General features: G+C 42.2%; 13 protein-coding genes. 7 read left to right on the top strand and 6 right to left on the bottom strand.

Annotated elements, in window-relative coordinates; translation table 11 throughout:
• Positions 1-13 precede the first annotated feature (13 nt).
• Genes IWA51_RS08185 through IWA51_RS08160 form a run of 6 tightly spaced genes read right to left on the bottom strand, consistent with a single transcriptional unit; the run spans position 14 to position 5,521 of the window.
• The gene (locus IWA51_RS08185; protein ID WP_268969669.1) at positions 14-574 is read right to left on the bottom strand and encodes a restriction endonuclease subunit S; all 561 of its coding nucleotides are present in this window, start codon (positions 572-574) and stop codon (positions 14-16) included.
• A 43-nt stretch (positions 575-617) separates the two neighbouring features.
• Positions 618-1,865, bottom strand: a complete 1,248-nt coding sequence (locus IWA51_RS08180) for a restriction endonuclease subunit S (RefSeq protein ID WP_198442064.1) — start codon at positions 1,863-1,865, stop codon at positions 618-620.
• Entirely contained in the window at positions 1,862-2,653 is a 792-nt protein-coding gene (locus tag IWA51_RS08175; protein WP_198442063.1) for a hypothetical protein, read from the bottom strand. Before IWA51_RS08175 ends, IWA51_RS08180 begins: the two co-directional genes overlap by 4 nt.
• A 5-nt stretch (positions 2,654-2,658) precedes the next feature.
• A complete protein-coding gene (locus tag IWA51_RS08170; protein ID WP_198442062.1) occupies positions 2,659-3,723 on the bottom strand; it encodes a virulence RhuM family protein in 1,065 nt (354 codons plus the stop codon).
• Positions 3,720-5,288: a type I restriction-modification system subunit M gene (locus IWA51_RS08165; protein ID WP_198442061.1), complete on the bottom strand. Its 1,569-nt coding sequence runs from the start codon at positions 5,286-5,288 to the stop codon at positions 3,720-3,722. Before IWA51_RS08165 ends, IWA51_RS08170 begins: the two co-directional genes overlap by 4 nt.
• Complete coding sequence (locus IWA51_RS08160; RefSeq protein ID WP_198442060.1) at positions 5,288-5,521, bottom strand: helix-turn-helix domain-containing protein; 234 nt, start codon at positions 5,519-5,521, stop codon at positions 5,288-5,290. The genes IWA51_RS08165 and IWA51_RS08160 overlap by 1 nt, the downstream gene beginning before the upstream one ends.
• 416 nt (positions 5,522-5,937) lie before the next feature.
• Between IWA51_RS08160 and flgB the strand changes: the two genes are divergently transcribed.
• The 7 genes from flgB to IWA51_RS08125 all read left to right on the top strand — a co-directional run bounded on the left by flgB (position 5,938) and on the right by IWA51_RS08125 (position 12,571).
• Entirely contained in the window at positions 5,938-6,357 is a 420-nt protein-coding gene (gene flgB / locus IWA51_RS08155) for a flagellar basal body rod protein FlgB (protein WP_198442059.1), read from the top strand.
• Between the two features lie 63 nt (positions 6,358-6,420).
• Entirely contained in the window at positions 6,421-6,882 is a 462-nt protein-coding gene (gene flgC, locus IWA51_RS08150; protein WP_177528966.1) for a flagellar basal body rod protein FlgC, read from the top strand.
• Between the two features lie 74 nt (positions 6,883-6,956).
• Positions 6,957-7,289, top strand: a complete 333-nt coding sequence (gene fliE / locus IWA51_RS08145; protein WP_198442058.1) for a flagellar hook-basal body complex protein FliE — start codon at positions 6,957-6,959, stop codon at positions 7,287-7,289.
• A gap of 165 nt (positions 7,290-7,454) precedes the next feature.
• Complete coding sequence (gene fliF / locus IWA51_RS08140) at positions 7,455-9,164, top strand: flagellar basal-body MS-ring/collar protein FliF (protein ID WP_177528964.1); 1,710 nt, start codon at positions 7,455-7,457, stop codon at positions 9,162-9,164.
• A gap of 3 nt (positions 9,165-9,167) precedes the next feature.
• Positions 9,168-10,253, top strand: a complete 1,086-nt coding sequence (gene fliG, locus IWA51_RS08135) for a flagellar motor switch protein FliG (protein ID WP_177528963.1) — start codon at positions 9,168-9,170, stop codon at positions 10,251-10,253.
• 17 nt (positions 10,254-10,270) lie between these two features.
• On the top strand, positions 10,271-11,203 hold the full coding sequence (fliH, locus tag IWA51_RS08130; protein WP_177528962.1) for a flagellar assembly protein FliH: 933 nt from the start codon (positions 10,271-10,273) through the stop codon (positions 11,201-11,203).
• Positions 11,204-11,212: 9 nt separating this feature from the next.
• Positions 11,213-12,571 carry a FliI/YscN family ATPase gene (locus IWA51_RS08125; protein ID WP_198442057.1) on the top strand — a complete coding sequence of 453 codons (1,359 nt, stop codon included), beginning with the start codon at positions 11,213-11,215 and terminating at the stop codon, positions 12,569-12,571.
• Positions 12,572-12,582 lie beyond the last annotated feature (11 nt).

Genomic DNA, 12,582 nt, shown 5'->3' with positions numbered 1-12,582 from the left:
CCTCCTTTTGAGATTATAACTGTTTGAAAGAAAGCAGTTTATCTCTGTAAAATTCATATTGTTTTTGCCTTGCATCTATTTCTGCAGGCAGACCGTTTGAAATATCGTTGCAAAGAGAATCAAAGCGGTCAAGAATAGATATAATGCGTTTTTGCTCCTCAATAGAGGGAACAGAAATTTTTGCCTTAGCTATGTTATCATTGTAAAGCCTTGAAATTGTTCCGCCAGTAGAAACATTCCACGGTTGAAGCTGATAGCAATAGTACAGATAACGGTTCAAAACAATGCTTTCATCATTTGCAATCCAAACGATATTGGAATCTTGATAGTAAGCGTCCTCGCCATCAAATATAACGGTTCTGCCGATTGTGCCAGCCGCAGAAATCAGAATATCGCCCTTGTTCGGATAAGAGTAAGCTGCCTTGTATTTCTCAAATTTATCCCTGGAAATATAGGCATCCGGTTCTTTGCCGAATGTTCCAATCTTGAAGAACGGAACATCGCCGTCGGCACTTGTTTCCGCCTTCATAATTCGTTTGCACATAGATACTTTTCCAATAGTGCCAAGTTCAATGACAACAGTACCAAAAACATATTGACACAGCCGAATCAGCGCATTAAGCTCGTCTGTCTGTCTGTCTGTCTGTCTGTCTGTCTGTCTGTCTGTCTGTCTGTCTGTCTGTCTGTCTGTCTGTCTGTCTGTCTGTCAAGATTATCTTGCCGGTTGCGGCGTATGTCAAGAGGGCATCACGATAAAATTCGTACTGCTTTTGTCTTGCTTCAATCTCAGCAGGGAGACCGATATTTAAGTCGTTACATATCTTTTCGAAGTTATCAAGAAACTCAACAATACGCTTTTGTGCGTCCAATGCAGGAACAGGAACAGGAAATGCGTTCAGCATAGGTCTCCTTATTGACGGAACAGAACCTTGAAACATTGTCTTTTCAATATAGGGCATAAATGCTGATTTCATATAGTAGAAGAAATATTTTGGCAACACATCATCATTGTTTATATGAATTCGATAGGCTCTCTGATGTAGGGCATATTTACCTTTTACATAATGAAACACCTTACCAACACCGACGCCATCTCCGGCTGTGATGATAGCTGTTTCATCAAACTCATACTCATTCTTCCTTCGAACCTCTTGTGAACGAACAAAGAAAGGATATTTACCCTCGTCTAAACCTTCGTTTGTATTGCTACTGCCTGTGCTTATATCTGCTATATCAGCCAGTGGTACAGTTTTGATTTCACTTGCCGGTTTCAACAATTCATCCCTATAAAACTCATACTGTTTCTTTCTTGCTGTAAGCTCCGCTGTAAGCTCCGCTGTAAGCTCCGTGAAATTGTCCAGAATACGGACAATTTCACTCTGCACCTCAAGAGGAGGTAGAGGAACTGTTATTTTCCCAATATCGCCCATATTTATTTTTATTGGTACGGCGTTGACAAGTGTCCTTTTGCGAAGTTCTTTGCGACAGTGCAGACTTTCAATGGCATATTTCAAATATCTGCTATTCAATACCTTGTTGTCGGGACGTAGTAAAGCCAACGAAACATAATAAGCCAACGGCTCATCACTTTCAATTACTGTACATACGCCTATTGAACCAATTCGTGTCATAAGCAAATCGTTACGTTGTGGTTTGATTTTATACTTTTCATAATCAGCAATAGAAATGTATTTTTCAGTTGCATACGGTTCCTCAATGTTTTCTACACTCGCAAATTTTATTCCAGAATCAGTATATTTCGGTGTTTGATGAGTTCCATCATATACACCACATATCTTATTAAGGGTGATGAACTCAACCCCATTTGGGCAAAGTTCTTGAATCAGCTCATCTAATCTACTCATTTATCTTCACCTCTTTCTTCATTCCAACCGAGTACAGTAATAGCATCCAGTAACTCTTTATGATTGATTACATTTTCAAGGATTCCTATTACGAGCCTGTGCAGGGCTTCAAAATTCTTCAATCCTGCTTCTTCATCATACTCCCCATGAACGACACCGCTCAATTCTCGAAACAGTTTATACCCGTTTGCGGAAAATTCTTTGGGGATTATCGAGCATTTTTCATCCACCTTTTTTAACAGATCAGAAAAATTCTTTGGGTTTCCGCCTTCATATTGAGCATACTCAATATTGACCGCTTTCGCTGTTTTCACCGTGATTTTTTCGAAAATTTTTCTCAGATATACAACTGCGCCTGCTCCTAATCCATCGGTATATGCCTGCATAGCTTTGTCTAATAACGGAGTAAACTCCCCGTAGCGTTTGTCGTTGATACGAACCATATCGGATAGTTTTACGCTTTTCTTCAATATGCGTATAGCAGGTGCTTGACCTGTTATATCCTTTTTGCTTTCTATCAAAAACCATACCGGTACGGAAGCGCCGCATCCGCAGGTCAAAACACAATCAACACTGATTAGATTCTTGCTCACAAAAATACATGTGAGTTTGGGACTTGACCAAAAAGTCCTTATATCCCCGCATGAAACGCAAAAATAGTTCAGGGCGACCGTTCCAGTTGAAATATCGACCTTTTGACCTACTTTACCGGCTTTGTTTTGCAAAAATGCATCAATTTGAACATATTCCTTATCGGGCGGCTTTGATAAAACATCAGATAATCTCATAAAGTTTATTCACCGCCATCCTTCGCTTCCGGCAGCTCTTTTGTATGTGAATCTGCTTCCAGCAATATCCTGTCGAAGTCGCTTTGATACAGCTGATCCTGCACGATGCGATATTTTTCAAACTCGCTCAAGGCGTGTTGTTCTGCAATTTTGGCAGAAATGCTGCCCGCATTGGTCAGAATTTCCTTTCGGCTCAGCCGAAGAACGCCCTCGAACTGTTCTGCCCAATCCTCCATCGTCATAGGAACCTGTTCCTCAGCTCGCAGCTCCGCCAAATCAAGATAGGCGTTGACGATTCTCGCTATCGCAGAAAGTTCTTCCTGTGTCAGATAATTCTTGGCAATCACCACATCGAATTTCTGAATTTTGCCGTTGGGAGCATCCTTCCAAGTGGTCAGCCCCATGTTCTCTTTGCTGCTGTCAGCACGGCGATAGATGGTCTCTGCCGCCGTTTCGCCATGGATCGCCCAATGAAGCTGATTCTGCACCCGTGCGAAAAACAGCCTTGTCGTTTCTGCCTTGGCATCGTAGTCAATGCTGGTGGCATAGATGTCGGTGATCTTCTGGTAAAACCGCCGTTCCGAAAGGCGAATTTCACGGATGCGTTCCAGCTGTTCTTCAAAATAATCTTTTGTCAGAATAGTTCCGCCGTTTTTCAGGCGCTCGTCATCCATAGCAAAGCCCTTCACGGTAAATTCTTCAATGATACGGTTTGCCCACTTTCTAAACTGTACTGCACGGGGAGAATCCACCTTATTGCCCACGGCAATGATGGCGCTCAGATTATAGTGATTGGTATTGTAGGTTTTGCCGTCCGCAGCAGTTATTCGAAATTTTCGAATAACTGAATTCTCGTCGATCTCTCCGTCGGCAAAGATTTTTTTCAAGTGATAATTGATGGTGTGCGTTTCCACATTATACAGAAGTCCCATCATTTTTTGGGTCAGCCATACATTTTCATCACAATATACTGCATTTACATCGCTTTCCCCGGTGGCGGTTATGAATGTCAGATATTCCGCAGCGGAGGAACGAACAATGCTGATTTCACGCTTGTCCTTCTTCATCATCCCACCTCGATTTCCGCAATTATCTCATCAATTGCTTTTCTTAAGGTCTCTTCACGAGCGACAATTTCTTTTATTTCTGCATTAAGTTTAACAATATCGATTTTTTCTCTTGTATCCTCGGCTTCAACGTAAGTTGAGACAGAAAGATTATAGTCGTTTTCTTCAATTTCATCATAGGTTGCAAGGTGTGAAAAATGCTTTGTTTCTGTTCTATTTGCAAAGCAGTCTACAATCTTATCCATGTTTTCAGCTGTAAGCTTATTGTTGTTTGTTACCTTAATACATTCGTTAGTTGCATCGATAAACAGAGTTCTGTTGTCTACCTTATTCTTCTTAAGAACCATAATACAAGTTGCTATAGATGTTCCAAAGAAAAGGTTAGAAGGTAACTGAATAACGCAATCAATAAAGTTGTTATCAACAAGATACTTTCTTATTTTCTGTTCTGCACCGCCACGGTACATAATACCGGGGAAACATACAATCGCAGCAGTTCCGTTCGATGCAAGCCAAGAAAGACTGTGCATAATGAATGCAAGGTCAGCCTTACTCTTAGGTGCAAGAACACCTGCAGGTGCAAAACGAGGATCACTGATAAGTAATGGATTATCATCACCAGCCCACTTGATTGAGTATGGTGGATTTGAAACGATTAGTTCAAAAGGTTCATCATCCCAATGTGCAGGTGCTATAAGTGTATCTTCACAAGCAATATTGAATTTATCAAAACCGATATCGTGTAAGAACATATTGATACGGCAAAGGTTGTAGGTTGTGATATTGATTTCCTGTCCGTAGAAACCATTACGCACCTTATCTCTGCCAAGAACTTTTTCTGCCTTTAACAGCAGTGAGCCAGAGCCACAGGCCGGGTCATAAACTTTGTTGATTTCAGTCTTGCCAACTGTACCAAGTCTTGTAAGAAGTTCTGATACATCAGCAGGAGTGAAGAACTCACCACCGGATTTACCTGCATTGGATGCGTACATAGTCATAAGGTATTCATAGGCATCACCGAATGCATCAATATCATGATTCTTAACATCACCAAGATTCATATCAGCTACACCATCAAGAAGTTTACAAAGCTTTTCATTTCTCTTTGCAACAGTTGAACCAAGTTTGTTGCTGTTTACATCGAAGTCATCGAAAAGTCCTGCAAAATCAGATTCGGATTCACTGCCTTTAGCAGACTCTTCTATGTGACGGAATACCTTTTCAAGTGTTTCATTAAGGTTTTCATCATCCTTAGCTTTTGATCTTACATTGCAGAAAAGTTCAGAAGGAAGGATAAAGAAACCTTTTGCCTGAACAAGACCTTCTCTTGCTTCCTCTGCATCGTCATCACTCATTTTTGAATATTCAAAATCAGTATTACCTGCTTCAATTTCACCTTCGTTGATATAGTTCGCAATATTTTCAGAAATATATCTATAGAACATAGTGCCAAGTACATAGTTTTTGAAGTCCCAACCATCTACAGCACCACGAAGTTCATCTGCGATTGCCCATATAGCTCTGTGAAGTTCATCGCGTTCCTGTTCCTTCTTATTATCGATAGCCATTATCTTTTTCCCTCCACTTTAAAATCAAGCCATGCCTCTTCAACACCTGTATAATCAACATCCTTCTTAAGGCAGAACTCCTTTATATTTTTCATTGCATTTAGGTTAGGCTTCGCTTTACCGCCTTCCCATCTATTCACAGTAGAAAATGCCACCTGTATTTCTTTGGCAAAATCTTGCTGTGTCAGAAAACATCGTTGTCTGATTCTTTTAATTTCTTCTGGAAATCCCATGTTGCATCTCCTTTACTCAAATATTTCAGTAATATAGCGTTATTATATCATATATTTATGAATTTTTCTACCTCCCAAGACTACCTCATCTGGTTTTGGGATATTTTTTTATCTTTTTTCAAAAAAGTGAAGTGCTATACTAATGTTGTAACAGGAGTGGCTAATAAGATATAATAAATCTCAGAAAGAAAAGAGGTACTGGGAACAAGAATCAAGAAACAGACAATCTGCATCCATTGGAACTTCATTGGGGCAGTTTATATTCCTACAGAATAAACAAAAACGGCATAACCTACAATGCTGTAAGTTATGCCGAATTTTTAAAGGGTTAAAAATCCCTTAGTGAGTCCACCTAACCGGGCGGCTCTTTTTTTTCTAATTTTTTTCTTTGCCGTGCCGATTCTTTTAGTATGGGTATGAACAGTTTTTCAAATTCAGTAGATTTACTCCACAGGGCTCTTGATGTTTCAAGCCTGCGCTATCAGGTAACGGCAAACAACATTGCCAACAGCGAAGTTCCCAATTACAAAAGGCAGTCCGTAAACTTTGAAAGCGAACTCAAGCGGGCGTTCGAGTCAAGGGACAATTCCGGTGAAGGATTCCGCATGATAACCACAGATCCCCGCCATATAAGCAGCGAAATGCCGCGTGACTGGAGGTCTGTAGAGCCGCGCAGGGTTACTGACTGGACAACAGTTTCAAAGGCAAACGGAAACAATGTTGATGCCGAACAGGAAGCTATGAATATTGTTCAGATTCAGATGCAGTACAGGCTTCTTACCCAACTTGAAAGTTTTGAATTTTCTCAGGTTAATACTGCAATGAAAAAGATATGATAGCCGTTGAGGGCGTATAAAAATCAGCAGGAAGGGCAGCGTCTTTTACAGGAGGAATAAAAAATGGGACTTTTTACAAGTATTAATATTGCAGCAACAGGAATGAGCGTAGAGCGTCTGCGCACCGACGTAATAAGCAATAACATAGCAAATGCAACTACTACAAGAACACAGGAAGGTGGCGCTTACAGAAGGCAGAGCGTTATTGTCCAGCCTGTAGCTTCTGAAAATCCTGTCTGGCGTTCTCCTTTTGTTGACGCTTCCATGGATAACGGTCCTGGAAAAGGTGTGCGTGTAAGTGAAATTGTAAAGGATACCGAAAGGGGACGCATGGTTTACGACCCGACCCATCCCGATGCAATCCAGTCAGGCCCCGACAAGGGTTATGTCGAATATCCGAATGTCAATATTGTTAACGAAATGGTAGACATGATAAGTGCAAACAGGGCTTACGAAGCCAATAGCTCTGTTATTCAGGGAAGCAAGGAAATGTTCTCTGCTGCACTGGAAATTGCCGCAAGATAGTTGTAATATAAGAGGTAGCATCTGAAAACTTCAGTTTATGAATGCTACCTTGATTACTTTTTCCGGGGGAAACAATGGAATTCAGCATAGGAAGTCTTGAACTTAACAGATCAAATCCGGCTCATATTGGAACAAAACCTTTGTCACAGGCAGTTTCGTCTTATGTTGACGGTTCTGAAAACAAAAAGGGTTCTTTTGAGACATTTCTTATGGATGCTGTTAACCGCATGAATTCCAATCAGGTTGATGTAGCAAAAATCCAGGAACAGGTAATCACAGACCCCGACAGCGTAGATATTCATGATGTTGCAACCGCAATGGCAAAAGCACAGATGTCACTTAACCTGGCTCAGACCGTTATTGACAGGCTTGTAAGCGGCTGGACGGAACTTTCACAGAACAGATAGCATTTATTCTGAATAAAACGGCGTGTATAGCCTAAAACTCTTTTCAAATTCTCCTCTGCATGATATACTATAGAGCAAGTGTCTTTAGGTTTTTGCCTAATGTAAATAAAATAGTTTTATGCATTATTGCTGAGTGTCATAAAAATTCGTTCACGGGAGGGGCAGATGAACGAATGGTTTAAAAAAATATTTGGAACCATAAAAGAAAAATGGGGGAAGTGGACTCCCCTTCAGAAAGGGATAGGAATAGGAATTGCAGTCGTGGCTGTAGCGGCTGTTGTTCTTACGGCTTCATTTTCATCACGTCCTGCTACGGTGCGGCTGTTCAATGCTCCTGTAAGGGATGAAGCTGAACGTGACAGAATTATGTTCAGGCTGGACAAAGACAACGTAAAAGCTTATGTTTCTGCCGACGGATACATTTCTGTTGACGATGAGTCTGTTGCAAAACGCTACCGTTCCGTCCTTATTTCAGAAGGGCTTGAACCAAAATCAATGGATGCGTACAGTCTTTTTGATGTTACGCGCTGGTCACGCAATGATTTTGATGACAAGGTAAACTGGCTGCGCTCGCAGGAACTGGCTCTAAAGTCACATCTTGAATCCCTTGACTATATCCAGCAGGCAAATGTAAATCTTACTCTTCCTGACGAAACGCTTTTTGCTTCAGAACAGCAGCCGGCAAGTGCTTCTGTTGTTCTTTATGCCAACGGTTCCAGCGGTATTCTTGAAGACAAGCGCAAAATCAAGGGACTGGTTCACCTTATACAGAGAAGCGTAGAAGGACTTAAAGAAGAAAATATCAGTATTTTTGACGGAGCGACCGGTTCTGAAATAAACAATTTTGAAGGAATGGCCGAAACCGACCGCATCAATAATATAAAAAAGCAGCAGAAACTTATCCAGGAGCAGGAAGTTTACTATACAAGAGAGATTCTTAAGTCTCTTACAAAAACATATTCTCAAAAGCGCGTGGGTGTCGTAAACATGAAGATAGAAATGGACATGTCAGAGAGCACCACTACTGCAAAAGAATATTACGGTGTTACAATCAAGCCCGACAACCCCAATACGCCTTATGATGACAGTGATATACGCGACAATCTTGTTCTTTCAGAAGAAAGTGTAGAAAAAACGTTTACCGGAACAGGATACAATCCCGAAGGACCTGCCGGAGTGGAAGGACAGAATCCGCCGGTTTACAGCGATATGTCAAATGTCATAGGAACTTCAAAAGAAACCGGCCGCAAGGTAAACAATGCCCTTAACGAAAAGAATATTGTTCAAAAAACAAGCCCTTCCATGGGACGTCGCACTGTTTCTGTGAATATTGACGGTACATGGAACCGAGTTTACGATGAAACAGGACAATTAAGGCTTACCGAAAGCGGTGGCATAATGCGTGTATATACTCCTATTCCCGAAGAGGAAATCAGGAAAATACAGAAACTTGTTGAAGATGCCATTGGCTGTGACAAGGCCCGCGGGGACAATGTTACGGTTACCAACGTAATGTTTGACCGCACAGAGGAATTCCAGCGGGAAGACGATGCTTACCGTAAAGCCCAGCAGACAAAACGCACCATAATGTTCTCGCTTATCGGAGTCGCGGTTGTGCTTGTGGCATTTATTCTGTTCAGGGTTATCAGCCGTGAAATTGAACGCCGCCGCAGACTTAGGGAAGAAGAACTTCTTAGAAAACAGCAGGCAGACCGTGAAGCCGCACTTTGGGCCGCAAAGGAACAGGGTATGGAAGTTACAATGTCTGTCGAAGAAAGAAAGCGCGCCGAACTTCAGGAAAATGCGGTCGCTATGGCAAAGGAACATCCCGAAGATGTTGCCATGCTTATCCGTACCTGGCTTATGGAGGAATAGAAAATGGCAGAAGAAGTTTCAGAGTCAGGTGTAAAGTCCGGCTCAAAAACTACAATAGGCGGAAAAAAGAAAAACGCGGCAAAGGATTACAAAAACCTTACCGGAAGACAAAAGGCCGCTATTTTTCTGGTTTCTCTGGGAAGCGAAGTTTCTGCAGAAGTTATGAAGCACCTTCGTGAAGATGAAGTTGAAACTCTTACCTTTGAAATTGCCCGTCTTGATACAATTGATGCAGACTTTAAGGATCAGGTTCTTGAAGAATTTCAGGAACTCATGCAGGCCCAGAACTTTATTACCACCGGTGGTATTGATTTTGCCCGCGAACTTCTGGAAAAGTCATTGGGAAGCCAGAAGGCAATAGATATTATCAACAGACTTACAAGTTCACTTCAGGTCAGGCCTTTTGACTTTATCAGGCGCACTGACCCGGCCCACCTTCTGAACTTTGTACAGCAGGAATATCCGCAGACAATTTCGCTTATTCTGGCTTATCTTGATCCGCAGAAAGCAGCACAGATTCTTCAGAACCTGCCGCAGGAAATTCAGCCTGAAGTTTCAAAAAGACTTGCTACAATGGACAGAACTTCACCTGAGGTTTTGCGTGAAGTTGAACGCGTTCTTGAAAAGAAACTTTCAACACTTTCGAGCGAAGACTACACGGCAGCCGGTGGTGTTGACAGCATTGTTGAGATTCTTAACCTTGTTGACCGTTCTTCTGAAAAGGCTATTATTGAAACCCTTGAAGAAGATGATCCTGAACTTGCAGAAGAAATCAAGAAACGCATGTTCGTTTTCGAAGATATTGTTATGCTTGATGACCGCGCTATTCAGAAGGTTCTACGCGAAGTTGATACTCAGGAACTTGCAAAGGCCCTTAAATCTGTTGATACCGAAGTTCAGGACAAGATTTTCAGAAATATGTCCAAGCGTGCCGCAAGTATGCTTAAGGAAGATATGGAATACATGGGACCTGTACGTCTTAAGGATGTTGAAGAGTCCCAGCAGAAGATTGTTTCTGTAATCAGACGTCTTGAAGACAGCGGTGAAATTGTTATCGCACGTTCTGCAGACGATGAGATGGTAGTTTGAGTTAAGGGAGTCAAGTCATGGCCCATAGTGTTTTCAGACCAAGCGAGATAAATAACAAGAACGGCAAGGTTATTCTTAAGCTTACGAAGGAATTTAATCCTCCTGTAGAGGAAGTTGTCGAGGCTGTTCCTGAATATACGGGGCCGACCGCCGATGACCTTAGAAAAGAAGCAGATGCTTTTAAAATCGAGTGGGAAAAAGAAAAGTCGGCAATGCTCGAAAAAGCCCAGTCCGAAGCAGACCGAATTGTAAAAAATGCCCAGGAAGCAGCTTTTGCAGAAGTAAAAAGACAGACAGACCAGGCTGCTGTAATTAAAACTGCTGCCCAAAAAGAAGCAGATACTATTGTAGAAAAAGCAAAAGCCGAAGCCCGTGAGATTCTGGACAAAGCGCACGAAGATGAAAAGTCCGTTTACGAGCGTTCCAGGCAAGACGGAATGGAAAAGGGCCGTGAAGAAGGCTATAAAGAAGGCAATGCAGAAGCAGAACGCCTTGTGGAACGCATTCACAAAATGCTCGAATCTGTACAGGCAAAACGCCAGGAAATTCTTGACGGAACAGAGCAGCAGATAGTAAGCCTTGTAATTCTTACAGCACGCAAAGTTGTTAAGATAATGAGCGAAAACCAGAAAAGCGTCGTTATGGCAAATGTCATTCAGGCTCTGAAAAAAGTAAAGGGCAGGGGCGAGGTTACGCTTCGTGTAAATCTTTCTGATGTTAAGCTTACTTCAGAGCATATTTCTGACTTTATCAAGCAGGTAGAAAACGTAACGAATATCCATGTTGTCGAAGACAGCTCTGTAGAAAAGGGTGGCTGTATTGTAGAAACAGATTTCGGAGCAATAGACGCACGCATTTCAAGCCAGCTTTCTGAACTCGAAAATCAGATTCTGAGCATTTCTCCAATCAAGACTGTCGGAAAATCAGAAGTCATTAATCCGGACCTCTAGGATGAAGGCATGGAAAATTTTTTTGACAAATATATTCAGACTGTAGAAAGAACTGAACCAATTAAATATACAGGTTATGTTACAGGCGTAAAGTGGCTTATGGTAGAAAGCCGCGGCCCAAGGTCTGTAATAGGCGAAATGTGTACTATACATGTTGGTACGAGGGAAGAGCCGCTTCTTGCAGAAGTTGTGGGTCTTGAAGGCAATGCAGTGCGCCTTATGACTTACGGTGATACAAGGGGAATAGAAGTAGGAGCCGAAGTTGTTGCTTCTGGCCATGTACTTGAAGTTCCGGTCGGCAACGCCCTTCTTGGACGCGTAGTAGATGCAACAGGCCATCCTTATGACGGTAAAGGTGAAATAGCAGCCGAAGAATATTATCCTGCCATAGCCAGTCCTCCGAATCCTATGGAAAGAAAGCCTGTGGACAGAAGGATTGTAACAGGTGTAAGGGCAATTGATTCCCTTCTTGCGGTAGGAAAAGGCCAGCGTATGGGAATTTTTGCAGGAAGCGGTGTTGGAAAAAGTACATTGATTTCCATGATTGCACGCAATACCAATGCAGATGTCAATATCATAGGACTTGTCGGTGAACGTGGCCGAGAAGTTATGGACTTTATTAACCGGGATCTTGGTGAAAAGGGACTGGAACGTTCAGTTGTCGTTGTTGCTACAAGTGACCAGCCTTCAATTGCACGTCTCAGAGCCGCATATGTTACAACAGCAATAGCCGAATACTTCAGGGACCAGGGAAAAGATGTTATGCTTATGTTTGACAGTGTAACGCGCTTTGCTCATGCCCAGCGTGAAATAGGTCTTGCCACCGGTGAACCTCCTGCACAGCGGGGTTATCCTCCGAGTGTTTTTGATATGATTCCAAAACTTCTTGAACGTACGGGAACAAATTCTAAAGGTTCAATTACGGCCTTCTATACTGTTCTTGTAGACGGCGATGATCTTGATGAACCTATAACAGACAAGGTAAGGGGAACTCTTGACGGCCACATTGTGCTTAACAGAAGCCTTGCCGCAAAACAGCACTATCCTGCAATTGACATTATGGCAAGCATAAGCCGCCTTGCAAAACGTGTTACCGGCGTTAATTCACAGAAAGCGTGCCAGAGAGTGCGCCGTTGGATGGCAACCTATGCACAGCAGGAAGAAGTTATCATTGACGGAATATACCAGAAGGGAAATTCTCTGGAAATAGATGAAGCAATAGACCATCACCAGGCTATAGAAGATTTTTTGTGTCAGGAAGAATATTCCCCAAGTTCAATGGAAGAAACCCTCAAAAAACTTTCGGACTTAAGCGGAATTGAAATTCCTCCTGAAGAATACGCAGAGTCTCCTTTACCGCAGAACTGAACGCCTGCAGC

The organism is Treponema peruense, from assembly GCF_016117655.1.
GTDB classification, from domain to species: domain Bacteria; phylum Spirochaetota; class Spirochaetia; order Treponematales; family Treponemataceae; genus Treponema_D; species Treponema_D peruense.
The sequence above is the reverse complement of the archived record's forward strand: the minus strand, read 5'-3'. Positions and strand labels throughout refer to the sequence as shown.